Origin of the sequence: Alcanivorax limicola, from assembly GCF_019931215.1 — a bacterium.
GTDB classification, from domain to species: Bacteria; Pseudomonadota; Gammaproteobacteria; order Pseudomonadales; family Alcanivoracaceae; genus Isoalcanivorax; species Isoalcanivorax limicola.
In genome coordinates this window covers 1,175,600-1,198,798 of record NZ_JAIOUB010000001.1, presented here as the reverse complement: position 1 = coordinate 1,198,798, position 23,199 = coordinate 1,175,600, and the positions used below count along the sequence as shown (strand labels likewise).

Annotated in this window: 19 protein-coding genes; 14 read left to right on the top strand and 5 right to left on the bottom strand. The window is 58.9% G+C overall.

What is annotated here, in order from left to right; genetic code table 11:
- Positions 1 to 2 precede the first annotated feature (2 nt).
- The 13 genes from K8B33_RS05290 (at position 3) to K8B33_RS05230 (ending at position 13,598) form a co-directional block, all read left to right on the top strand.
- Positions 3 to 467, top strand: coding sequence for an AAC(3)-I family aminoglycoside N-acetyltransferase (locus tag K8B33_RS05290; RefSeq protein ID WP_223424113.1), 465 nt, complete (start codon positions 3 to 5; stop codon positions 465 to 467).
- 150 nt (positions 468 to 617) lie between these two features.
- Positions 618 to 1,739 carry a hypothetical protein gene (locus K8B33_RS05285; protein ID WP_223424111.1) on the top strand — a complete coding sequence of 374 codons (1,122 nt, stop codon included), beginning with the start codon at positions 618 to 620 and terminating at the stop codon, positions 1,737 to 1,739.
- Positions 1,740 to 1,800: 61 nt separating this feature from the next.
- A complete protein-coding gene (locus K8B33_RS05280) occupies positions 1,801 to 2,829 on the top strand; it encodes an AraC family transcriptional regulator (protein WP_223424109.1) in 1,029 nt (342 codons plus the stop codon).
- Positions 2,830 to 2,925: 96 nt separating this feature from the next.
- Positions 2,926 to 4,194 carry a fibronectin type III domain-containing protein gene (locus K8B33_RS05275; protein ID WP_223424107.1) on the top strand — a complete coding sequence of 423 codons (1,269 nt, stop codon included), beginning with the start codon at positions 2,926 to 2,928 and terminating at the stop codon, positions 4,192 to 4,194.
- Positions 4,195 to 4,331: 137 nt separating this feature from the next.
- Positions 4,332 to 4,640 (top strand): helix-turn-helix domain-containing protein, encoded by a 309-nt coding sequence (locus K8B33_RS05270; protein WP_223424105.1) that lies wholly within the window; start codon positions 4,332 to 4,334, stop codon positions 4,638 to 4,640.
- Entirely contained in the window at positions 4,637 to 5,902 is a 1,266-nt protein-coding gene (locus K8B33_RS05265) for a type II toxin-antitoxin system HipA family toxin (protein WP_223424102.1), read from the top strand. The genes K8B33_RS05270 and K8B33_RS05265 overlap by 4 nt, the downstream gene beginning before the upstream one ends.
- Before the next feature lie 194 nt (positions 5,903 to 6,096).
- Positions 6,097 to 7,830 carry a DUF1566 domain-containing protein gene (locus tag K8B33_RS05260; RefSeq protein ID WP_223424100.1) on the top strand — a complete coding sequence of 578 codons (1,734 nt, stop codon included), beginning with the start codon at positions 6,097 to 6,099 and terminating at the stop codon, positions 7,828 to 7,830.
- A 94-nt stretch (positions 7,831 to 7,924) separates the two neighbouring features.
- Entirely contained in the window at positions 7,925 to 9,076 is a 1,152-nt protein-coding gene (locus K8B33_RS05255; protein ID WP_223424098.1) for an alkane 1-monooxygenase, read from the top strand.
- Positions 9,077 to 9,514: 438 nt separating this feature from the next.
- On the top strand, positions 9,515 to 9,823 hold the full coding sequence (locus K8B33_RS05250; protein ID WP_223424096.1) for a hypothetical protein: 309 nt from the start codon (positions 9,515 to 9,517) through the stop codon (positions 9,821 to 9,823).
- A gap of 120 nt (positions 9,824 to 9,943) precedes the next feature.
- A complete protein-coding gene (locus K8B33_RS05245; protein ID WP_223424094.1) occupies positions 9,944 to 10,828 on the top strand; it encodes an SMODS domain-containing nucleotidyltransferase in 885 nt (294 codons plus the stop codon).
- Positions 10,821 to 11,591, top strand: coding sequence for a hypothetical protein (locus K8B33_RS05240; protein WP_223424092.1), 771 nt, complete (start codon positions 10,821 to 10,823; stop codon positions 11,589 to 11,591). The genes K8B33_RS05245 and K8B33_RS05240 overlap by 8 nt, the downstream gene beginning before the upstream one ends.
- A 119-nt stretch (positions 11,592 to 11,710) precedes the next feature.
- Positions 11,711 to 13,084, top strand: a complete 1,374-nt coding sequence (locus K8B33_RS05235; RefSeq protein WP_223424090.1) for a Fic family protein — start codon at positions 11,711 to 11,713, stop codon at positions 13,082 to 13,084.
- 127 nt (positions 13,085 to 13,211) lie between these two features.
- The gene (locus K8B33_RS05230) at positions 13,212 to 13,598 is read left to right on the top strand and encodes a hypothetical protein (RefSeq protein WP_223424088.1); all 387 of its coding nucleotides are present in this window, start codon (positions 13,212 to 13,214) and stop codon (positions 13,596 to 13,598) included.
- 408 nt (positions 13,599 to 14,006) lie between these two features.
- Here the strand turns inward: K8B33_RS05230 and fadA are convergent, their stop codons facing one another.
- The 3 genes from fadA to K8B33_RS05215 all read right to left on the bottom strand — a co-directional run bounded on the left by fadA (position 14,007) and on the right by K8B33_RS05215 (position 18,576).
- Complete coding sequence (fadA, locus tag K8B33_RS05225) at positions 14,007 to 15,182, bottom strand: acetyl-CoA C-acyltransferase FadA (protein WP_223424086.1); 1,176 nt, start codon at positions 15,180 to 15,182, stop codon at positions 14,007 to 14,009.
- A gap of 23 nt (positions 15,183 to 15,205) precedes the next feature.
- The gene (gene fadB, locus K8B33_RS05220; protein ID WP_223424083.1) at positions 15,206 to 17,356 is read right to left on the bottom strand and encodes a fatty acid oxidation complex subunit alpha FadB; all 2,151 of its coding nucleotides are present in this window, start codon (positions 17,354 to 17,356) and stop codon (positions 15,206 to 15,208) included.
- A 272-nt stretch (positions 17,357 to 17,628) separates the two neighbouring features.
- On the bottom strand, positions 17,629 to 18,576 hold the full coding sequence (locus tag K8B33_RS05215; RefSeq protein WP_223424081.1) for an alpha/beta hydrolase: 948 nt from the start codon (positions 18,574 to 18,576) through the stop codon (positions 17,629 to 17,631).
- 92 nt (positions 18,577 to 18,668) lie between these two features.
- On the opposite strand from K8B33_RS05215, the gene K8B33_RS05210 reads away from it, so the two are divergent.
- Positions 18,669 to 19,292 (top strand): TetR/AcrR family transcriptional regulator, encoded by a 624-nt coding sequence (locus tag K8B33_RS05210; protein WP_223424078.1) that lies wholly within the window; start codon positions 18,669 to 18,671, stop codon positions 19,290 to 19,292.
- Between the two features lie 266 nt (positions 19,293 to 19,558).
- Here the strand turns inward: K8B33_RS05210 and K8B33_RS05205 are convergent, their stop codons facing one another.
- Together K8B33_RS05205 and K8B33_RS05200 are read right to left on the bottom strand one after the other, a co-directional pair.
- On the bottom strand, positions 19,559 to 21,754 hold the full coding sequence (locus K8B33_RS05205; RefSeq protein ID WP_223424076.1) for a hypothetical protein: 2,196 nt from the start codon (positions 21,752 to 21,754) through the stop codon (positions 19,559 to 19,561).
- The gene (locus tag K8B33_RS05200) at positions 21,751 to 23,154 is read right to left on the bottom strand and encodes a hypothetical protein (protein WP_223424074.1); all 1,404 of its coding nucleotides are present in this window, start codon (positions 23,152 to 23,154) and stop codon (positions 21,751 to 21,753) included. The genes K8B33_RS05205 and K8B33_RS05200 overlap by 4 nt, the downstream gene beginning before the upstream one ends.
- Positions 23,155 to 23,199 lie beyond the last annotated feature (45 nt).

Sequence of the window (23,199 nt, the reverse complement as noted above, 5' to 3'; positions counted from 1 at the left end):
AAATGGCCAATAATTCCCGTATACATGTACTCACCCCGGATGATCTGCCGTTGATGCGCAAACTGCTGCGGACTTTCGGCGAGGCCTTTGGCGACCTGGACACCTATACCGCGCGGTATGCGGGCGACGATTACCTCAAGGATCTGCTTGCCAGGGATTATTTTGTGGCGCTGGTGGCCATGCACGGCGACGAGGTGGCTGGCGGGATCGCCGCGTACGAACTGAAAAAATTCGAGCAGGCCCGCAGTGAGTTCTATATCTACGATCTGGCTGTCGCAGCGCAACACCGCCGGCAGGGTATTGCCACTGCCTTGATCGAGCGGCTGCAGCAGATTGCGGCTGAACGCGGGGCGTACGTGATCTTTGTCCAGGCGGATACGGGACCAGAAGATGCGGCAGCTATTGCGCTGTACGACAAGCTGGGACAGCGCGAATCGGTGCTGCATTTTGATATCCCGGTGAAGTGAGCCCGTTACCGCAAACCGGATGATCTGCCTGCCTTCAACAAGGCACTGATCAGCGCGCTGGCTACCTGATGCCTCCCACCCGGTGACCCCGTTTGGGTGATACCCGCCTCACCCTCCTGCTCGGTAGACTGCCGTCGGGAGGAACACTTCATGAAACGAATCGATTGCAAACGGGTGAGTGTGCCGGTGGCGATGCTACTCGCGCTGGCTGGGTGTGGTGGGTCATCTGGCGGTGGTGGTGGTAGCGCCGACACGCTGGGGGTGGTAACGGACGACAATGCCACAGAGATTGCTCTGGCCGCGTATCGCAATCTGCTCGTCATCCCGTTGTTGCCACAGCAGATGGATCAGCTCGCGGAGCGGATTGTCCTGAGTGAAACAGGCACGGAGACCGGCTCTTTTCCTTGCGAAATCAGCGGCCAGGTAGAGCGCCGCGTATTGACGTCTGATCGCTATGATGAGCGTCTCAGCGCAGACGCCTGCCGATTCGAGACTGACGACTTCGACACCACAGCGCAGTTCACACTGGAGCGAGGCTTTGATCGTGACTGGCCGGAGTTCGCGCTGGCGTTCCCGCCGGGCCCATGGATGGAGGCCGAAGGGGAGCAGGACCATCATGCGCTGACCGCGCCGATGATTCTCCATGAACTGCGGTTTAGCGACGATCTGGAGTTCGACACAGAGCTCAGGGGGAGCATCACGCGCCGTTTTGGCGTGGTGGCACCGGACGTCTATCCCGCCGAGGGCGAGGATTACCGTTTCCGCTGGGAATATGAAGCGCGCGACGTACGCCTCTCGCAGGCCACCACTGAGGCCGGTGAGGATGAGCCAAGCCAGCAAACAAGGATTGATCTGGGGCGCCATGCCCGCGTGGTGGCGAACAAGGTGTTCGATATCGAGGATAACGGCAGCCTGACGCTGACGACCCGGGCAGCACAGATCGCTATCGAAGGGCGCATTCGTATCGGCGAGGCCGGATTATTTGATATCAAGGGGCCGGAGCTTGGTTTCGATCTGTCGCCAGGCACGCCGCCCTCCTTTGATACGGCACGCCTGCAGCCGGATTTTCTCGGGCTGGGGAGTATATTCGGCGTGCGTTGCCCGAGTATCGGCGTGATTGACGTGACCGGTGCCGATAATACCGGGATGCGCATCGTGTTCACCGCTGGCGCGTCGCAAGCCGTGTTTGCGCAAGTGTTCACTACCGAGGCCACACGCACGCTGCGGTTTGCCTCCTGCAGCGACTTTCTGGATATGGACCCCATGGATTGAACGGTCCATGCGGGGGCCCATTCGGCGGGCGCCCATTCGGGGAATCGGGTACCCTGCGGACATGTTCCCGTTGATTGACACGGCGAGCCTGTCCCCGGGGGACCAGTTCGCTTTTTATGAAGCTGCCTTACAGGCGCGCCTCGCGCCGTTCCGGCTGGACCGGCGCGGTGCGGCGAACGCGCCCTTTGTGGCGCGCTTGCGAGCGCGATCCCTGGCTGGCATGGATCTGGTGCACGGGCAGGGCGGCGCCCACGCCATCGGCCAGAATCGTGCCTGTGGCGCCGCCAACCCCTATCGCTACGGCCTGGTGATGGCCTTGCACGGCTGCGTTGCTGTGCAAACACTGGCGGGGCGCACCGATGTCATCGCCCCCGGCACACTGATTCTCACCGACAACCATCATTTGCCCGGCGCCTTGTCTTTCCCGCGCCGCATGAACGTGCTGACCCTGCAGGTGCCCGCCGGGCGTTTACCGCCGCAAGCGACAGCGCGCCTCGCGGCCGGGCCCGTGCTGTTTAATCCTGCACAGCGTCACCCTGCGGCGCCCCATGCTCGCCTGTTGGCCCGTTTCATGGCGGGCTTGCCGCGTCTGTCCATCCAACAGCACTCTCAACGGCATTCTCAACAGCACTCTCAACAGCGCTCTGTGCAGAGTCAGACCGAAGAGGCCGCGCACGCTGATCAACTCAGCGGCCTGCTGACCCTCGCCTTGCGCGAACAGGGCATTGTCGGCGAGGCGCCGCTGACCCACGGCGATATGGATCAGGTCTATGCCCGCGCCGCCGACATGCTCATGGCCCGGCGCCTGCACTGCGCCAACCTGACCCCCGCGCGGCTGGCCGCCGAGCTGGGCATCTCCGAACGCCACCTGTTCCGCGTGCTGACGGATACCGGGCAACGCTTTGGCCCCAGGCTGCGCCAGCAGCGCCTGGCTGCAGCGGCAGCCGACCTGGCTGATCCGTTGCAGGCACACCGCAGTGTGCTCGATATCGCCGTGGCACAAGGCTTCGTCAACCAGAGTCACTTCTCCCGCGCCTTCCGCGAAACCTATGGCTGCGCCCCCGGTGTCTGGCGGCGGCGGACAGACTAGCCCGTTTGGGGCATGGCCGCTCACCCGTACGCCTCGATAGGGTGGTTGCGATTTCATTAAAAGCCATGCAGCACACAACGGAGAGGCTGACGAGACATGGAATACCTCAATTACACGTCCCGCCTTCAGGCGGGCATCCTTCAGGTGGGCATAGTGTCTGCATTGTGCGTGGCGGGCCTGAGCGCCTGCGGCGGTTCATCATCATCCGGGGGCGGCGGGTTGCCTGCACCGCAGGGGCTGTCTGCCGAGGCCGGTAATGCCAGCCTGGTGCTGGACTGGTCTGACGTGGAGGACGCAACGGCCTACAACATTTACTACGCCACAGATCCTGATGTCGACATCGACAATCCCGGCAGCGGTAGCGGCAACTGGGACTGGATCAGCGATGTCACACCGCCCCACACCGTGGACACGCTGGATAACGGCGTGCCCTATTATCTGGTTGTCACCGCGACGGATAACAGCCGCGAAAGCGCGCCCAGCAATGAAATTACCGCCACCCCGCGTGCGGGTGTCAGTGGGCGGGATATCAAGACGCAAGGGCGCATTATTGGCGCACAGAGTTACGAGCACTCCGTCCTGGCACCGTTCTGTGAAGAAGGCAAAGTAGCCGCTGGCGGCGGCTTCCGGATTATCAGCAGCCCCACCAGCCAGAACGAAGATGCACCGGTGCAGATTCACTCTTCTTTCCCGACATCCACCGGCGCTGCCAGTAACCGCACTTACTCCTGGAACGGGCGAGCCTTCAATGACAAGAGCCCGGCTGACGGCTCCGTGATGCTGCAAAGTCAAGTCATCTGCATTGATGAACCCGATGACTTTGAATATATCCGCAACACCGGCCTGACGCTTGACGCGGGGACAAGTGATGTCTTCGGCGGCGAATGTACACAAGGCAACACGGTTATCACCGGCGGTGCATTGCTGGGCGGTGTAAACAGTGATGATCCGGGTATCCGGTTGTCCTACTCACAGCGCGACGAGGATACGGGGGCCGGTTGGTCCACCAAGCTGCATAATGTCAGTGCGGATGACCATACCAACCTCAGCGCAAATACAGTCTGTGCGGCACCGCTGCGCGGTTTCTCGGTGGAAACATCCCACGACGTCCGCCCCGAGGGCTTCGTCCCGGCAGGCAGCTTTGGCGAACGCACCGTGCGCTGCGATGCCGGCCAGGTGGTGCTCCACGGTGGCCTCCACCGCTCGGGCGACGCCGAGAGCCAGTCCACGGATCTGGTGCTGCAACAGAGCCACTCCGGCATTGATGCGCAGGATCGCCACACCTGGCGAGTAAAGGTCTTCAACAGCGCAGCAGAACCCCGCCCGATGGGTGCCTTTGCGGTGTGTGCTGACAGTGATGACTGAGTAACAGGGGGTGCGCGTTGCTGCTCTCGGGCGAGCGCACCACCAATCTCACACTAAAAGCATCTCATAAGTTGTAAATATCCCTTAAAGCATCCAGTATGATGCTTTAAGGAAAAAAGAAACTTATGAGGTGCTTTGTGAGTGCTCTGCTGTCACAAATGAAGGCCAAACGTAAGGCCATGGGCTTTCGGCAGGAGGACATGGCGACGCGTGTCGGGATGAGCCGGCAGCAGTATCAGAGGCTCGAGCAGAAGGGGAATCCCCGGCTCGACACGCTGGAGCTGATGGCCAAGGGGCTGCAATCGGAGCTGGTACTGATTCCCAGAGAAAAGCTCGGCCTGGTTCGGCAGCTGCTTGGCGCAAATACGCACGACGCAGTGGGCGTTGCGGAAGATTCACCCCTTTATGATGATCCCTGGCGCGACATCCTCGGGGATGTCGAATGAGCGGCGCGCGGGCAGAAGCACGGGTTCTGAAACTCACACTGCACGACGAGCTGGTCGGCTATCTGACAGGCTTCGGCAACGGGCAGAATATACTGGTGTTTGATCAGGCGTACCGGTCAAACCCGGCCCGGCCCACCTTCAGCCTGGTGACACACCCGAACTTCCCGAACGCGGGGAAGCTGCTGGCCGAACCCTGGGTTAAAAAGCAGCGGCTCCACCCTGTTCTGTCCAACTTGCTACCAGAAGGGGCGCTGAAAGAGTTTGTGGCGGGGAGCCTCAAGATTCATCCCGATAACGAATTTCCGATGTTTGCCTGGCTGGGTGAAGATTTGCCGGGCGCCATCGTGGCGCAGGTGGTGGAGCCTGATGATATCCCGGCTGAGTTGCTGGGTGCTTTCGGGAGCCCCAGGCCAGTGCGCTTCAAGCGCCCCTCCGGCGCCCGAAAATTTTCACTGGCCGGCGTACAGATGAAGTTTTCCATGAAAGCCAAAGACGGAAGGTTCAATCTGGCGTCTCCGGGCGAACTGGGCGACTGGATCATCAAAACACCCTCAACCACACACCGCTACGTGCCGCAAAACGAATTCACCGCGATGAGCCTGGCCCGTTCCGTCGGTATCGATGTGCCCGAGATCAGGCTGGTTGAGCTCGATGATCTGGAGAGCCTTCCCGACATCAGCTTACCTGCAGAGACGCAGGCCTTCGCCATTCGGCGCTTCGACCGGGAAGGCGGCAACCGTGTCCATATGGAAGACTTCGCCCAGATACTGGTGAAGTACCCCCATGAGAAGTACGGCGCGGCCAACTACGAGCAAATCGGCAAGGTGATCTACGCGTATTCCGGAGACCCTCTGAGGGACATTCAGGAGTACGCAAAGCGACTGCTGGTTAATATCCTCCTGGGCAATGGTGATGCGCACCTGAAGAACTGGAGCATGCTCTACAAAGACAGATTCACTCCTGGCTTGTCACCGGCCTATGACATCGTGACAACCTGCGCTTATATCGAAGACGAACATGAAACAGCGCTCAATCTCGCCAAAACGAAATCGTGGCGCGTGATCGACTATGCTCATTTTGAGCGCTGGGCAAAACAGGTGGGCGTGCCGTGGCGTGCTGTCAGGCCGCAACTGGCCGACGTGCTTGATCGCGCGCGTGCGACCTGGCGCGATCAGCTGAAGGACCTCCCGATGCACGACCCGCACAAGCGCGTGCTCACGCGCCACTGGGCTTCCCTGACGGAAGACTTTCGCATCAGTTAGCGTCATAAATAGCACCACCCCACCATGTCAGTCTGAGCACAATCCCCCCATTTCCCATCCATTAGAGTGTTTGCGTCGGCGCCCACCGCGGCGGCCTTGTCAGGCCCGTGGGGAAAGCCCTCCTTGGGGAAGGAGCGAGGCGCCGACACCTTTTCGGTTGTGAATAAATCAGAGTCAAAAACAAGGTGGGGTCCATGACAACAAGACGTTTTGCCGTAACGTGGCTGCTTGCTGCGCTGTTTCTTGCTGCCGGCTGCGGAGGCAGTAGCAGTTCCACGCCCAGCTACACACTGCTGTACCTGGCTGCCGACGACGGCGACGTACAAGGCCCTGCCGAGCAGACCGTACGACGCGGTGATGATGGCGCGCCCGTCACTGCGGTGGCGGACCCGGGCTACCGCTTTACCGAATGGTCCGACGGCAACACCGACGCCACGCGCCAGGACATGGCCGTTGAGACCGACATCGAGGTGACCGCCCACTTCGCTGCAATGACGATGCCCACCGATCTTGAGGCCGACGCCCTGGGCTACGACGGGCAGGCGCACCTTGACTGGGCCCCCGTGCCGCAGGGCGCCAGCTATCACATCTATGTCGCCAGCGAGCCCATTCACGACATCGCCGACATTGGTACACTCGCCGATCACAACCGTCACACCGTGGACGCACCGCCCGCCCATGTGCGCGGCTTGCAGAACGGCCGCGAATATTATTTTGTGGTCACCCACGTTGACGGCGACAACGAAAGCCTGCCCGGCAACCAGGCCAGCGCCACGCCTTTCTTTGCCCCGGTGGGCGGATTGCCCGGCACCGGCGTGCCCGCCTGCACCGCCGACGGCGAACGCGACCTGCCATGCCCGGTGGCCGATTTCCCCGGCCAGGACGCCGAATTCGGCCGCATGGCCGCAGCACTGGACGGCACCCTGTTAAAAAGCGGCGACGGTCCGGACGCCTTCGACTTCAGCCGCATCTGCCACAACGGCGATGCCGCCGGGCAGGGCGATTGCCCACCCGAACCCGCCCTGGGCCCCGCCGCCGATCAATGGGGTTGCACCCGCGACAACGTCACCGGCCTGCTCTGGGAAGCGAAGATCAATCACAGCGGCGCCTTGCGCCACCAGGGCAACACCTACACCTGGCATGACCCCGACACCGCCACCAACGGCGGCGATGCCGGCGCGATCGATGGCGGCGACTGCAGCGGCAGTGCCTGCGACACCGCAGCCTTTGCGGCCGCCGTCAATCAGGAGGGCCTGTGCGGCCAACAGAACTGGCGCCTGCCGTCCATGCACGAACTGCACGCCATTCAGGCGCGCACACCGCAACCTGCAGGCGGCAGCCCACTGCCCGGCGAGCACTTCCCCAATGTGCCCCGCAGCGCCCTGTGGAGCGCCACCTCATCCGCCGCCACGCCGTCCCGCGCCTGGCTTTTGTCGTTCCTGTCCAGCACCACCTATGACCGGGACAAAGACGGCGCCCGCGCCGTGATGCTGGTCAGCGGCCAGGCCGTAGACGGCCCCCTGGACGAAGCTGTGTTTACCGTCTCCGACGACACCGCGCTGCACCAACGCACCGGCCAGCAATGGCGCCGCTGCGCCGCCGGGCAAACCTTCGACAACGGCGACTGCGTCGGCACCCCGGAGATCCTTACCTGGCAGGCCGCTCTGGCCTACGCCGACAGCGTCGACGGCTGGCGCCTGCCGAACATCCAGGAACTGTTCTCCATCATCGACAAACAACGCGCCAACCCGGCCCTGGACACGAGCGTCTTCCGCAGCGGCTTGAGCAACGGCGCATTCTGGAGCTCGACCCCTGACCTCGGCAGCAGCAACTCCGCCTGGGTAGTGGGTATTCGCAGCGGACAGACCAACCGCTACAGCACGACCAGTGATACGCAGCGTTATGTGGTGTTGGTGAGGGAGGAGTAGGGCTGTCGCCCGTTGATGTAGATCAATACATCAACAACCGTGACATTGTTCAATGGTATCGAATTGATCCCATTGACCGGTCCGGAGACAGACCATGCTTGAGAATATCGACCCCAACACCATGATGCGCATCAAGAAGTGGGGCTTCCTGCTGTTCTGGCTGGCAGTCCTGCCCGTACTGCCGCTGGCGGCCTATATGGGCCGCGAGTCCGGCACCCAGGACTACTGGGCCTGGCTGATCTACTTCACCGTGTTTGGCATTGTCCCGGTGCTCGACTACATCGTCGGCAAAGACCCGAGCAACCCGGACGAACACACCGACGTGCCTGCCATGACCCGGGAGCGCCTCTACCGCGTGTTCCCGTTTATTCTGGGGTCGGTCTGGCTGGCGGTGCTGTATTTCGCCGGGCATATCTTTGCCACCAACGACTACTCCCTGCTGGGCCAGGCCGGCTGGATTCTCTCGATCGGCACCCTGGGCGGCGCTATCGGCATCGTGCTGGCTCATGAGCTGGTCCACAAAGACGCGAAAATCGAGAGCGGCTTCGGCGGCCTGCTGCTCGCCAGCGTCTGCTATGCCGGCTTCAAGGTGGAGCATATTCGTGGCCACCATGTGTTTGTGGCCACCCCGAACGACGGCGCCTCCGCCAAATTCAACCAGAGCGTCTGGCACTTCCTGCCGCGGGCCCTGGCGCACAACTTCCTCACCGCCTGGCAACTGGAAGCCCAGCGCCTCAAGCGCCAAGGCAAACACCCCGTAAGCGTGCACAACGAACTGATCTGGTGGTACGCCATCAGCGGCCTGTTCGCACTGTCGTTCTTCCTGCTCTGGGGCTGGCAGGGCGCCGTCTTCTTCCTGCTGGTGGGCCTGGTGGCCGGCAGCACCCTGGAAGTGATCAACTACGTCGAACACTACGGCCTGCACCGCCGCATACTGGACAACGGCAAGTACGAACGCGTCACCCCGGCACACAGCTGGAACTCCAACTACTTCCTCACCAACCTGGCCCTGTTCCAGCTGCAACGCCACAGCGACCACCACGCCTACGGCAAACGTCGCTACCAGGTACTGCGCCACTACGAAGACAGCCCGCAACTGCCCGGCGGCTACGCCGCCATGTATGTGCTGGCCCTGATCCCACCCCTGTGGAAGAAGGTGATGAACCCCCGCGTAGAGGCCTACTACCAGGGCGAAATGGACCAACTGTTCCGCGAGCGGCCGAGAATCAACAATATCGTTGCCTGAACGCCGGCAACCCCATACCGCTGTATGGGGTTGCCATCACATTTCCGGCGGGGCAGTATCAGGACAGGGTTACTGGCATGCCGGACAAGCGCCCGATAGAGGTGCTGCCGCAACGCTAACAATACGTTGGAAAATAATGATGCTCGCTACGCATGGGATGATGTGTGGGATGTCGGGTAGGGCGGTAGCGTGTCTGGGGTTCTGATCTCGCTTCTCAGAATTGTGCGCAAGCATGCAGCAGGGCCATCGTGGTCTGGACAGTACTATTGAAATGGGGAAAGAAGAAGTCACGCGAATGGGGTGTGAATTTGGAGCGCCCTCTCTAACCTGTTGATTTTTTGTGCCTATTTCTAATTATGCAAATTTATAAATTGTGATAGGCCGCAGGCGTCGTTATTGGATATGTGTGCCGGCGTCCTAATACCTGTTAAATGACATATGAAAGACGATATCTCACAAAAAGCATCTTCAGCATATCAGGCCATGGCCCTAATAAGAGAACAGGCCATGGAGGAGGCGTTATTGGAGAAAAGAGCTAGGCAGTCATCCATTAAATTGGAGTCTCTTCTGAACGAGCAGACAGGTCTTTTGCGAGAGGCAAACGAGCGCGCTGCCGCGATGGAAATGCGAGCCAAGGAGTCAGGATGTGAAGCACGAAAAGCTAAACGGCAAGCGATTCTGGCAAATGCAATTGCGATAGTCGCTTTGGCTTTCACGGCTGCCCAATACTTTTTGGGCGGCCAGTAAGCATTTAACAATCGGCTGTTATCGCCCCTTCGGGGCTGGGACGGCCTTTCCGCCGCTTCGCGGCTACAAGTCCGCCCTAAAGCTGGGCGTTAGAATTTAAGTCATACCAAGGGGGAATTTGTGCCTTCTCGTAGCGTAAATAAAGGTTTCAGGGACTTTCATCGTGCCTTGACTCCACGATCGTATGAATCGGGCGGAGCGACTTCTCATAAGGCATCAATTACCAGTCGCCTTGAAGCTTATTATAACTTAAAACAAATGTTCTATTCGGGATCTGCAAATAACGGAACTAGTATATCGGGTTTTAGTGACGTTGATTTTTTTGCATCGATCCCGCGTGAAAATCTAAATGATAACTCTTCTGTTTCCTTGCGTAAAATAAAGGAATGCTTGCAGGGTAGGTTTCGCAACACAAGAATATTCGTGGATTCGCCGGCTGTGGTTTTGGATTTCGGGTCGGGGTCCTGGGATACAGCTGAGGTTATTCCTGCGGATTTTTTATATCAAACAGACGAGGGGATAAATGTTTACGACATCCCTGACGGTAGTAATGGCTGGATAAAGTCCAGCCCTAGAGCCCACACCTCCTACGTGACGGAGCAAAATAATAGGCTTGATAAAAAGCTTAAGCCTTTAATAAGGTTCATTAAAGCATGGAAGTACTACAATGATGTTCCTGTATCATCTTTTTATCTCGAGCTCAGGGTCACTAAGTTAATGGAAGCTGAGTCATCGATACTCTATGAAATTGACGTAAACTCAGTTCTGAGAAAATTGTATGACTGTGATTTGGCGCCAATAAGGGACCCCAAAGGAATCTCCGGACTTATATCCCCGTGTAAAAGTGCTGCACACAAGGAAACGGCTCTATCTAAGTTGCGAACCGCTAAAATTCGTTCTAAAAAAGCGCGGGACGCTGAAAGCTCCGGTGATATTAGAGAAGCGTTTGGATGGTGGGATAAAGTATTCTCTGGACGATTTCCGGGCTATTATTACTATGACTGAATCAGACGATCGAATTGATGAGCTGGATAAGTACTATAATCCGGTAAAAAACTTGGATTATATCTCGAACACCCTCTTTTATATCGGCGCTATACTGTCGATAGCCATACCGCTTCTGACAGAAGATCAGGAATTCTTATCTTCATTGGTTCCTGCCCTCTTTCTTGTGGTGGTGGTTTTGCATGCGTTTTCAGTTAGCGCGAACTCATACTATTTTATACCGTTTGCTGAGCGACAGAGAAGGAAACAACTTCTCTCAAATGCGCTCTCAATCCCTCTGACTGATGAGGAAACCAATAAATACTACAATAACAAATTAGATCCCAATATTTTTAAATTGGGGGCTAACGTAATGGAAAATGCATTCTTTGGAAAGCATATATGCGAACGGATGCTTGTTGTAGAAAGAGTAAAAATATTTGGCTATCTTGCGGTTTGGCTTTTTGTCACTATCTACAGAGGAAGTGATTTAGGGTTGGTTTTGGCTGTATCGCAAATATTGTTTGCTAGTGAGATTCTATTTAAATGGGTAAAGTTGGAGATTCTGAGGGTTAGAAATGAGCGCGTATATGAAGCTCTGTATTCTCTATACCTTCATAATTCTGGTAATACTTTGGTTGAAGCGGGAATATTAGATTCATTTGCCGAGTATGAAGCTGCAAAAGCTAGTGCCGCAGTAAAGCTTTCGACAAAGGTTTTCAATAATATGAACCGAGAATTAACACAGAGATGGGAAAGAGTTAGGTCAAAGTTAAACGTTTGAAAATTCTAAAAAATGCGTCAACGGGACCGTTTTGTTCTGCTGTCGCTCCACAAGCCGGCCCGTTACGCCAGCGTTAGCTTATAAGTGAATTTTTAGCCTCTCAAAAGGATAAACCACAGATGAACATTTTTGAGGACGTTGTAGATATAGAGCGGCTTCGGCCGCAAGGGGTAACCCGAGATTACATTGAGGAGGTTGAAGAAAGCGTTAAGGAAATTGATTCCCAACGTCCACTGCCTTCGCATATTACTCAAAAGCTCCAAGAAGAGATTCTTTTTGATAGAGTTCACGCATCTGCTGTCATAGAGGGAAACAAGCTTTCTAGGCGTGAAACAATTGTTGTTCTTAGCTCTGGGATACTCGAAGCTGGCTCAAGAAAGGATCAGCAGGAAGTAATTAACCTAGCCGATGCCTGCGTTTACCTTCAAGAGTGCCTAGACAACAACATTGAGTTGAGTGCTCAGTTAATAAAAGAGCTTCACCAGAAACTTTTAACGAATATAGATGATAAAAATGCTGGGCGATTTAGGGACCAGGATGTCGCTATCTCTGGCGCAAAAGCCAGCCCCCCTTCCCATCTTGACGTTCCGAGCTTAATTCAAAGTATTGTAAGTTTGGAAAAAACCTCCGATGTTCATCCGATTCAAAAGGCTGCATGGCTACATTGGGCAGTCGCAAGGATTCATCCATTTGTAGACGGCAATGGTCGTATGGCTAGGCTTTTGCAGGACTATGTTCTCTTGAAAAGCCGCTATGTGCCGGCTTCAGTACAGCCTGAGGATCGAGAGAGAAATTACTATGAGGCATTAGAGAGAACCGATCTCGGGGACGGGGAGGAGCTTCTGGAAATAGTCGCCAAGAATGTGCTTAGGATGTCACAAAGATATTTATCAATTATTAGGGATGAGAAATCTAGGTCATCCTGGATAAAAGGTATTGCTAAGGCTGCATCGGAAAAAGTTCGTCAAACAGATCATCGCACATTCCTTGTTGCACAAAAAGCATTTGATTCCTTAAAGCTTGAGTTTTCAAATGTCTGTGCAGAGCTCAATGTTGAAATGTCAGAAATATTTATCGGATTCAAGGACTACGGAAGTATAAGTTTTGAAAAATATAAAGAATTGAAAACTAAGGGCCGAGCGTCCCAGACGTGGTTTTTTGGGTTGCGTTTCGCGTATGGTGATATAGATCAAAGATTTATTTTTTGGTTTGGAACTCACCATAAATCGGCTGATGATTATAGAAGCTTTGAAGATCGAGAAATCTGTCTGCTTATATCAATGCAAGATAGTGCGGGTAGTAATAAAAAGCTTGACGACTACGAGTCTGAAGATCGCATTACATTGCGGGAGCTCATCCTGGATGGTCGAGAGTTCTCCAGAAGGAGATATAATCCGGTATCTAAAGGTGATGAGTGGGATTCAGGGGTCACACCAGCTGATATTGTGAAAGATTTTATCACTGAAGTCCTTGGTAAAATGGGGTTGGTGTAAGCTAATAAGCGCTTCCAGATTGACGCCAAAACCTACGCGTTTTTGTGTTACTCGCTGCGCTCGAATAATAGCACAAAATCGCTCCGGCTTCGGCGCAGATGAAGCGGGCGTTATGCATAGGGAGCCCATGAACCAGGATCAGAAAGAGCGTTACATTCGGTGGCAGAATTACCGCATCACACAGTTGTCATTCTCGATCAACTTGTTCCTTGGGTTTGCGGTTGCGTCATTAGCCTATGCCATCAACCTAAAGCTGGGGGGGGATGCCTATAAGGCGGTGCCTCTAGATTGTGTAATTATTTTGTGGTCGGCTTCGGCGGCGTTCGGCTGTGCTGCAACTGTATCGCGGCTCCTTGATTACCGCTACACGGCGAAGAAGATCAAGGACGGAGGTGGCTTCAATACTTTCATGGCAAAATGGAGCGGCCCGGTTACGTGGGGCTGTTTTTGGCTACAAATCTTAGTTTATACAGTTGGTGCGTACTTGTTCATCCAGGGGGTTGCAAATGCATAACAAGTTGCAGCAGTTCGCGCCTACGGTGCCGGATGCTCGTTCCTCGCGCCGCTGTGCAAAGGGTCATCTGGCAAGCCGCTGCCCCCAATACCCCGGTTTACGGCGATAATGAGCTAATGCCACGACCGTTCTTTTTTTCTGATATTCAATAACAATCAGTGAAAAAAGAAATCGGTGCAAGATAAGCTTCCTGGCCCCGAATCGGGCGGCGAAGCCTGTTACTGAAGTGAGGGGTGGGTTGGGTTCCGCCAAGAGTTGTGAGGCATGCTCAAACGCCTCTAACTCCCTATTCGTGCTCTTGCTCTCGACAGCACCTCGCCCAGTGCAGTAAGGCGGCCTTTGCGGCAACCCACAAAAAAGCCCGGCATAGCCGGGCTTTTTCCGTTCTGATCTTACAGGCTCAAACCATCAAACCCGCTCAATCACCGTAGCAATCCCCTGACCCAGACCAATACACATGGTCGCCAGGCCAAGCGTGCCACCTTTCCATTCCATCACGTTGAGCAGCGTGCCGGTAATGCGTGCACCGGAGCAGCCCAGCGGGTGGCCCAGGGCAATGGCGCCGCCGTTCAGGTTGACCTTTTCTTCCATCTTGTCGAGCAGCTTCAGGTCTTTGGCCACCGGCAGAGACTGGGCGGCGAAGGCTTCGTTCAGCTCGACGTAGTCGATGTCGTCCATGGTCACACCGGCGCGGGCCAGGGCTTTCTGGGTGGCCGGTACCGGGCCGTAGCCCATGATGGCGGCGTCGCAGCCGGCCACGGCCATGGCGCGGATCTTGGCGCGTGGTGTCAGGCCCAGGGCCTGGGCACGTTCTGCGCTCATCACCAGCAGTGCGGAGGCACCGTCGGACAGGGCGGAGGAGGTGCCGGCGGTGACGGTGCCGTTACGTGGGTCGAACACGGGCTTCAGGCTCTGCAGGCCTTCGAGGGTGGTGTCCTTGCGGATCACTTCGTCGATTTCGCACAGTACCTTGAAGCCGTTGGCGTCGTGGCCTTCCATCGGCACGATTTCGTTGCTCCAGCGGCCTTCGATGGTGGCTTCCCAGGCTTTCTTGTGGGAGCGCACGCCGAACTCGTCCTGCTGCTGGCGGGTGATGCCGTGCATGCGGCCGAGCATTTCGGCGGTCAGGCCCATCATGTTGGAGGCCTTGGCGACGTACTTGGAGGCTTCCGGGTTGATATCTACGCCGTGGTCCATGGCAACGTGGCCCATGTGTTCCACGCCGCCGACTACAAACACGTCGCCGTTGCCGGTCATGATGGACTGGGCAGCGATGTGCAGGGCCTGCATGGAGGAGCCGCACAGACGGTTGATGGTCTGGGCTGCCACGGTGCGCGGCATGTCCGCCAGGATGGCGATGTTACGGGCGATGTTCATGCCCTGTTCTTTGGTCTGGTTCACGCAGCCCCAGATCACGTCTTCGGTTTCGGCCGTATTCCATTTCGGGTTACGGGCCTTGAGGGCGTTGATCAGGTTGGCAGAAATCTTTTCTGCGCGAACGTGGCGGAACTGGCCGTTGCGGGATTTACCCATGGGGCTACGGACAGCATCTACAATTACTACGTCTCTTGGATTCAGACTCATTTCTCTCTCTCCTGTGTCCGTGCTTAGCCGAAGAAGCTCTGGCCTTTGGCGGCCATGTCTTTCAGCAGTTGCGGCGCTTCGTAAATGCCACCCAGGTGTGCGTACTTGTCGCACAGTGCAACGAATTCTTTTGCACCGATGGAATCAATGTAGCGCAGCGGGCCGCCACGGAACGGGGGGAAACCGACGCCGTAGATCATGGCCATATCGGCCTCGGCAGCGGTGCCAACGATATTGTCTTCCAGGCAGCGCACGATCTCGGTGCACATCGGGATCATCATGCGGGCAATCACTTCGTCCGCGTCAAATTCCTTGCGCTCCGCAACGTGCGGCTTGATCAGGTCGTAAGTGGTGTCGTCCACGACCTTCTTGGGTTTGCCTTTCTTGTCTTCTTCGTACTTGTAGAAGCCGACGCCGTTCTTCTGGCCGTAGCGCTCGTTTTCAAACATGACGGTGGAGACGTCCTTGAAATCGTACTGCATGCGCTCGGGGAAGCCTTCAGCCATCACCTGGGCGGCGTGTACGCCGGTGTCGATACCGACCACGTCCATCAGGTAGGCGGGGCCCATGGGCCAGCCGAACTTCTCCATCACTTTGTCCACGGCCTGGAAGTCGGCGCCGTCACGCATCAGCATGCCGAAGCCGCCGAAGTAGGGGAACAGCACACGGTTGACCAGGAAGCCGGGGCAGTCGTTGACCACGATCGGGTTCTTGCCGATCTTCTGGGCGTATTTGACCAGGGTGGCAACGGTGGTGTCAGAGGTCTTTTCACCGCGGATCACTTCCACCAGCGGCATCATGCTCACCGGGTTGAAGAAGTGCATGCCGGCAAAGTTTTCCGGCTTCTTCAGGGCGGTGGCGAGGCTGGTGATGGAGATAGTAGAGGTGTTGGAGGCCAGGATAGCGCCGTCCTTCAGTTTGCCTTCTGCTTCTGCCAGTACGGATTGTTTGATCTTGGCGTTCTCGACCACGGCTTCTACCACCACGTCGACATTGTCGAAGTCGCCGTAGTTCAGGGTCGGGCGGATCATGGACAGGGTCTTGCCCATTTTGGCGGCGTCCATTTTCTTGCGGTCGACGCGCTTGGCCAGCAGTTTGGTGGCTTCGTTCATGCCCAGGTCCAGCGCTTTGTCGGCGATGTCCTTCATGATGATGGGCGTGCCTTTGAAGGCGCTCTGGTAGGCGATGCCGCCGCCCATGATGCCTGCGCCCAGTACGGCGGCCTGGTTCAGATCACCGGCGCCTGCTTTCACGAATTTGCCGTTGGTCTTTTTCACGGCCTGGTCAGCCAGGAACAGGCCGACCAGTGCGGTGGCTTGCGGGGTTTTGGCGACTTTGGCGAAGCCTTTGGCTTCGGCTTCCAGGGCCTTGTCGCGGGTCATGGTGGCGTGTTGCTGCATGACGTTGACGGCGGCCATGGGGGCCGGGTAGTTCTTGCCAGCCTGCTGGGCAACGAAAGCGCCAGAGGTCTGGAAGGCCATCATGTTTTCCATGGCGGGCAGGGTCAGGGCAACCAGCTTTTCGTTGCGCTTGGCCATGTGATCGATCTTGCCGGCCAGGCACTCTTTCACCAGGTTGATGGCGGCGTCGCGCAGTACGGCGGGCTCGACCACGGCATCCACAACGCCATCCTTGATGGCTTTGTCGGCGCGGTGCTGGCCGCCAGCGGCGATCCACTCAACGGCGTTGTCCACACCGATCAGGCGCGGCATGCGCACGGTGCCGCCGAAGCCGGGGAACAGGCCCAGCTTCACTTCCGGCAGGCCAACCTGGGCCTGGCTGCTCATGACGCGGAAGTCGCAGGTCAGTGCCATTTCCAGGCCGCCGCCGAGGGCGATGCCGTTGATGGCGCACACAGTGGGGACAGGCAGATCTTCAAAGGCGGTGAACACCTGGTTGGCCTTGATGCACCAGCCAGCGATCTCTTCTTCGGTCTGTTTGAACATGTCGGTGAATTCGGTGATGTCCGCACCGACGATGAACACCTCTTTGCCGGAGGTGACGATGACACCTTTGACCTTGCTGTCGGCTTTCAGGGCGTCTACCGCCTTGCCGAGATCTTCCATGGTGTCGCGGTTGAATTTGTTCACGGACTCGCCCTGAAGATCGAACTTCAGTTCGGCGATACCGTCGTCCAGCAGCTGGGCACTGACGGCCTTGCCTGAGTAGATCATGTTGATGCTCTCCACGTGGTGTCGAGGGGCCGGGCCGGGCACATGCTCGCCTGGCCTCCCCGTTGAATCGAAAAGCGCACTGATGAACCCCAACAGGGGGTTCCAGAACGGTAATTCATGTGAGTGTTTGCTCACATTTCGGCGCGTGCTGCGGGTGCCGAATACATACCGGGGCAACAAGTATAGGGAAGGGCGGGGCGACTTTGACCCCCCTCGGGTTGGTTTTTGTGACTGCGGGGTTCTAGGCGGTCACGCGATGGCGTTCCAGGCGGTCACAGCGTGGCGGCCGTATAACGCTGGTACAGCCGCTGCAGGGTGTCATACATCTGTGTGATGCCGGGCTCTTCCACCGGGAAATGCCCGGCGCGTGCCAGTACAACATACTCCTTTTCAGCGGCGATGCGATCGAAGAAGGGCAGGCTCATGCCGGCGGGGGTCCAGTGGTCGTCGCCGGGATGGATCAGGGTGACCGGCACGGCATGAAAAGCCTCGGGTGCGACTTCAGGTTGCGAGAACAGAAAGCTGCTGAGAAACCCCAGCGCTACGCGCCCGCCGCCGCCCCGGGCATCGGTACTGCACAGCCGGGACAGGTGGGGGTGGTTGGCGATGCGGGTCATGGGCACCAGCCAGCGCAGCGGTACGCGCAAACGGCGCAGGCGCGGGCCGAGCCGCCGCATCAGCGGGCGCAACAGCCGCAGGCTGGTGGCGCCGCCCCAGCGGGATAGCGCGGGCCAGGTGACGGGGTCAGCCGGATTCAGCAGGCAGGTGGCCACCAGATGCGTGACAGACGGGGCGCCCGCCCGGGCAATGGCGGAATAGCCCAGCAGGCCGCCCATGCTGGCGCCCACAACGATCAGGGGCCGGGGATCAGCGGCGGTTTCGGCGCGCAGCAGGTCAGCCACGCAATCCACCCAGTCCGAATAGCGCACGGCGGCGGGATCAGGCACGCGGGTCTGGCCGTAGCCGGGCAGATCCGGCGCCAGCACGTCGTAGCCGATGTCGGCGGCCAGCGCGGCGGCGGGCCACAGGGCACCGGAGTGACCGCCGCCACCATGCAGGATCAGCATCCTCACCGGGGCCTCCGGGTTGGGCGCTCGGGCGATATGCAGCGTCATGTCCCGCCAGGGCCACCAGGTCGCCTGGGGTTTGGCGCTGGCGCGCGCTTGCCAGTGTGGTGGCAGGCAGGCGGTGTAGTTGCTGTGATTATAAGGCTGGGGCATCGGTCGCTCCGGATTGACGGGGGTGGCGGCGTTCGTGATTATGTGAGTAATCCTCACATTTATCCGGGGCCACCACTACTCGCATTCCGCCTATGTCATCCAATGCCAGCCACTCGCGGGCAACGCCGCGTAAAAAGCCCCGCCAGCGCCGTTCTCAGGCCACCTGGGAGGCCATCCTCGATGCTGCAGCTCAGGTTTTCGGGCAGCAGGGCTATGCGGCCACCACCAACACGGTGGCGGAACGCGCCGGGGTGTCCATCGGTTCGCTGTATCAGTATTTCCCCAACAAGGATGCGTTGCTGATGGCGCTGGCGGAGCGTCATATCAGTGAGGCGGGGCTGGTATTGCAGGAGACCTTTGCCGGTTTGCTGCGCGATGAACCGGATCTGCCGGAGACCCTTCAGCGCCTCATCCACACCACCGTCGCCCTGCACGAGCAGGACCCGGCCATGCATCGGCTGCTGTTTGATCAGACGCCACGCACGCCCGATGCGGTGGCGAGGTTTCGGCAACTCGAGAGCCTGTTGGCAGCGGCAGTAGCGCAGCAGTTGGTGCGCCTGGGGGTTGGCGGCCCGCATCCGCAAGCGCGGGCCTTGTTGCTGGTACAGGGACTTGAAGCGCAGATACACGGGGCGGTGTTGGCGCCGCCTGAAGGGGTGGGTCGTGAGGCGTTGGTGGGTGAGGTGCAGGCGTTGTGGTTGAAGGCGTTGTCTTGAATGGCCTTGGGTTTTCCATTCTGGTTGCGTTGGTGGTTATGGCCCTCGGGGGGCGGGGATGTATTTTCAGGACCCGCCGTAAATACGTCCCTGTAGTCTTGTGTTCGGCATCCATGCCTCACACAGTCCTGAAAATACATCCCCGCCCCCCGAGGGCCGTCACGTGCAGCCCAGTCAAAAAGCTGGAAGCCAACGGGTGGCCTTGTTCTTTCTGAAAGGGCGTAAACCTCCTGGCCCTGGTTGGCCGTAAGTAGCGTCGACTAATGTCACCGCGGCGTCACCTCCAGTGAAAACCCCGCCGCTGCCGGATCGGGACCAGGCGGAATCTGCTCGACGGGCAACGTATCGCGGAAGCTGGCGACCAACCGGATGCGATAGCTGCGGCCCGGTTCCATCGGCAGCGGCAAGGCGATGCCATCGTGGACGGCATAAACATGATCGAAGACCTGATAAAGGATGCTGGTGGTTTCGTCGATCAGTTGCACGCGCACGGTGTCCATGTCCGGGTTGATGGCCGTCAGCACATAGTCGCTGTTGAGCGCTGTGATGTCGGTGTAGGCATAGAACAGGTTGTCGGTGGGGCGGTCGGTCCAGACGACGCGTTCCGGTGGCAGGGGCGTGCCGCCCAGGCGCACGGTGTAGTCATAGGTCAGATTCTCGTGGCCCGGGATGTCGGCGAAGGCTTGCCGGGGCTGGAAAGCCAGGCGACGAATTTCCAGTTGGTAGCGGCTGTCGGGTTGCAGGCCGGTCAGGTCGATGGCGGCGTTGCGGTCCTCAAGCGTGGTGGTGAGGGTCTGTATCAGGGTGCGGTTATCCACGTCGGGGCGGCTGAAGATGTTGATTTCAATCTCGTCGCGGGTGAATTCGGAATCCAGCACCAGTTGATGCCGGGTGGCGTTATAGCGGGTGATAAAGCTGTAGTAGGCCACGTCTGAGCCGGCGCCGCCGTTCTGGCCGGGCAGGGTCCAGATGAAAGTGCCGTCTTCGATCAGTTGTGGTGGTTCATTTTCCCGCACCAGCCTGACGGGCTCGTGGGACACCAGTGGGGTGACGCCGATGGCGTGGATCACGGCGGGGTTGTTGGCGCAGTCGCGCTGCACAAACACGGTGTACTCCTCCTGGGGGACCAGCACGACATCCACGCTGATGGTGTTGTTGCCCAGCCGGGCGCCGAGGACGTCGTTGCCCCGGGCGACGCTCAGCGAACTTTCGGTGAAGGTGCACAGCGGGGATTCCAGCGACGTCTGCTGGCCGGAGGAGACGCGATAGCTGCCCGACTGGCTGACGCGCAGGGGCACAGCGATTTCGCGGCGTGCGGAGTCGGGTGACTGCAGCAGGAACAGGCCGCTGTCGGAGAAGCGATTGGTGGCGCACAGGTTGGATGCGCCGCACTGGTTTATTTCGCGCACACGGCCCCAGGCACCGGGCCCTTCGAACAGGGCGCCGGCGGGCGCCCGTTCAAAGTTATCGAGCAGAAACTGCCGTGCCTTGGTGAAGTTGACTTCGGTCATCTTGCGGCTGACATCGCGCAGCAGTTCGCCGTCGGTGTTGGCGGTGGTGATGTCGCCGCGATTGCCGAAGCCGTTGACCATGGTGGTGTATTGGCCGCCGGTGATACCGGCTTCCATAAAGGCGACGGAATACAGCAGCAGCAATTGGTTGTCGTAGGTTTCGGCGGTCAGGATTTCGCCGGCGGGTTGTTCGTTAAGCAGGGCCAGCGGGCACGGCAGGGCCGAGCAAGAGGCCAGCATGTTGAGCCGTTCCGGTGGGCGGGCGATGCCGAAAGTGCTTTCCATTTCCTGCAGGGCGGCGGCGCGGGCGGCGGCGAAGCTGAGGTTCGGCTGATTGTCCAGCAGGGTGCGCACCCGTTGATGCAGGAAGCGGGTCAGCACATTCAGATTGCCTTCGATACGGCCGTTGATGATCGGCGCCATCATGCGCAGGGCATAGCCGTTGTTGGCGACATATTGCCCGGTGCTTTCGTTGAAGTAGTCGCCGCTGACCAGTACTTCGGTCCAGCCGGTGGTGCCGAATTCGCCTGCCGGTGGCGCCACGAGGAAGCGGCCAAGATCATCCACTTCGCCGGTCAAGGCGGGCACGTCGAAGTCGACGCGACCGCGGTCGTTGAGGGCGCGCACGGTAACCTGGGTGCCTTGTTGCAGCGGGCCTTTCTGGGCGTAGCCGAACAGGAAGGAGCGCTGCCAGGACAGGCCGGTATCAGGCTCGGGCGGGTCTTCCGGGTCGACCGGATCTTCGGGATCAACGGGATCAACGGGATCTTCCGGGTCCACAGGGTCAACGGGATCAACCGGGTCTTCAGGATCAATCGGATCTTCCGGGTCGACAGGGTTTTCGATATCCGGGTCGGTGTCGGGCGGCGGTGGAGTATTGCTGTCACCCCCGCAGCCGTGCAGCAAACCGGCAGCCATCAGCAGCAGGAGCAGTGCGGTATAGCGCTTCATGGTGCGCACCCCGCGATGATGGCAGCCGGGCAAAGCTCTGCCAGGCTGATGCTGTTCAGTGTGGTCGTGACGTCACGCAGGGAGACGATGGCGCGGCCGTTGGCGTTGCCCGCCAGGCCATTGACCTGAAGCACCTGCGCCGGGTCGTCACTGACGGTGCCGCGCTGGCTCCAGCCGGATGACGGCGTAAAGCGGCTGGCGCGCAGGGTGGTGCTGCCCACACCGCCGTCCTCGGGGGCATCGCCCCACAGGGCCAGCGCGCTCCGGGCGCCGACGGCGGTGAGCCGGAAACCGATATTGCCCGGGTTGTTGGCACCGGGAATGCTGACCATGGGACGCCAGTTACTGCTGCCCGGCGGCAGGCGGCGGCTGACCAGATAGCGGGGTGCCTCGTTGGACAGGCTGTGGTCCCAGACAAGAAGGGCACTGCCGTCGGCGGACATCACCAGTTCACTTTGCACCAGGGCGCCGTAGTAGGGCAGGGGGTCACCGTCGACCGTGGACATCGGGACAGGCGCTTGCCAGGCTCCGGTGGCATTACGCTGTTGCCCATAGAGGAATTGCGGTTGCTCAAAGAGGGTGTCGGCTAAGCGGAGATAGTTCAGTACGCTACCCTGGCCAGCGCGATGAGCCAGTCCTTGCAGGCGCAGCGTGTCACCGGCAGCCAGTGGTGTGTCGAGTTCCACGGGTGATGTGCTGCCCTGTATGTCATGCAGGGTGGTGCTGTACAGCCGGGTGATATCCGTGCCGCCCTCATTGGCGATGCTGGTCCATACCAGCAGCCAGTTGTCATCTTCTTCAGCCACAATGCGTGTGCCTTGCGGCTGGCCTGCGGGGTTGCTGATGTCCTCGCGATCCACATCGGTGCCGCTGTTGCCAGCCAGGGTATAGACGTACAGCGACAGGTCGCCAGAGCTGGCGTCCGCGCATAGGAAGCCGGCGTCGCCGGCGCTGTTCAGGGCCATCTCGCAGGAGGCATTGTTGGCAATGGTGATGCGCGGTCCCCAGGTGCCGGTGCCCGTGTTGAAACGGCGCAGATAGTTGATGTGGGTGCCGCTGGTGCTGAAGGAAACGCTGACGTTGCCGTGGGTATCATGCTGCACCTCATTGAGGAAGGCGTCGGCGTCGTTGAACAGCACAGTGGTGTTGTCGGTGACCGGGCCGACACGTCGCGCCAGGATATCCCGATCATTGCTGGCATTGCGCTGGCTGAACGCGACGGTGGCAATGTCGTTGTCGTCCATGACAATGCGCGAGTTGGTCTGGGCCAACCCACTGACGCTGGCCGGGGTGGTGGGGCTCCATTGCGGTGCGGGGGCGGCACTGCTGCCGCCACCACCGCCGCCGCAGGCGGCGAGACAGGCGGAGGTCAGCACGGCGGTGGCAAGATGTCGTTTCATGATCGTATGTCCATGGCAAAGCCCGGCGGTGCCGGGCTGATTCTG

Excerpts from the sequence above, each read along its gene's own strand:
- K8B33_RS05290 (WP_223424113.1), top strand. The coding sequence starts at position 3 with ATGGCCAATAATTCCCGTATACATGTACTCACCCCGGATGATCTGCCG.
- K8B33_RS05285 (WP_223424111.1), top strand. The coding sequence starts at position 618 with ATGAAACGAATCGATTGCAAACGGGTGAGTGTGCCGGTGGCGATGCTA.
- K8B33_RS05280 (WP_223424109.1), top strand. The coding sequence starts at position 1,801 with ATGTTCCCGTTGATTGACACGGCGAGCCTGTCCCCGGGGGACCAGTTC.
- K8B33_RS05275 (WP_223424107.1), top strand. The coding sequence starts at position 2,926 with ATGGAATACCTCAATTACACGTCCCGCCTTCAGGCGGGCATCCTTCAG.
- K8B33_RS05265 (WP_223424102.1), top strand. The coding sequence starts at position 4,637 with ATGAGCGGCGCGCGGGCAGAAGCACGGGTTCTGAAACTCACACTGCAC.
- K8B33_RS05260 (WP_223424100.1), top strand. The coding sequence starts at position 6,097 with ATGACAACAAGACGTTTTGCCGTAACGTGGCTGCTTGCTGCGCTGTTT.
- K8B33_RS05255 (WP_223424098.1), top strand. The coding sequence starts at position 7,925 with ATGCTTGAGAATATCGACCCCAACACCATGATGCGCATCAAGAAGTGG.
- K8B33_RS05250 (WP_223424096.1), top strand. The coding sequence starts at position 9,515 with ATGAAAGACGATATCTCACAAAAAGCATCTTCAGCATATCAGGCCATG.
- K8B33_RS05240 (WP_223424092.1), top strand. The coding sequence starts at position 10,821 with ATGACTGAATCAGACGATCGAATTGATGAGCTGGATAAGTACTATAAT.
- K8B33_RS05235 (WP_223424090.1), top strand. The coding sequence starts at position 11,711 with ATGAACATTTTTGAGGACGTTGTAGATATAGAGCGGCTTCGGCCGCAA.
- K8B33_RS05230 (WP_223424088.1), top strand. The coding sequence starts at position 13,212 with ATGAACCAGGATCAGAAAGAGCGTTACATTCGGTGGCAGAATTACCGC.
- fadA (WP_223424086.1), bottom strand. The coding sequence starts at position 15,182 with ATGAGTCTGAATCCAAGAGACGTAGTAATTGTAGATGCTGTCCGTAGC.
- fadB (WP_223424083.1), bottom strand. The coding sequence starts at position 17,356 with ATGATCTACTCAGGCAAGGCCGTCAGTGCCCAGCTGCTGGACGACGGT.
- K8B33_RS05215 (WP_223424081.1), bottom strand. The coding sequence starts at position 18,576 with ATGCCCCAGCCTTATAATCACAGCAACTACACCGCCTGCCTGCCACCA.
- K8B33_RS05210 (WP_223424078.1), top strand. The coding sequence starts at position 18,669 with ATGTCATCCAATGCCAGCCACTCGCGGGCAACGCCGCGTAAAAAGCCC.
- K8B33_RS05205 (WP_223424076.1), bottom strand. The coding sequence starts at position 21,754 with ATGAAGCGCTATACCGCACTGCTCCTGCTGCTGATGGCTGCCGGTTTG.
- K8B33_RS05200 (WP_223424074.1), bottom strand. The coding sequence starts at position 23,154 with ATGAAACGACATCTTGCCACCGCCGTGCTGACCTCCGCCTGTCTCGCC.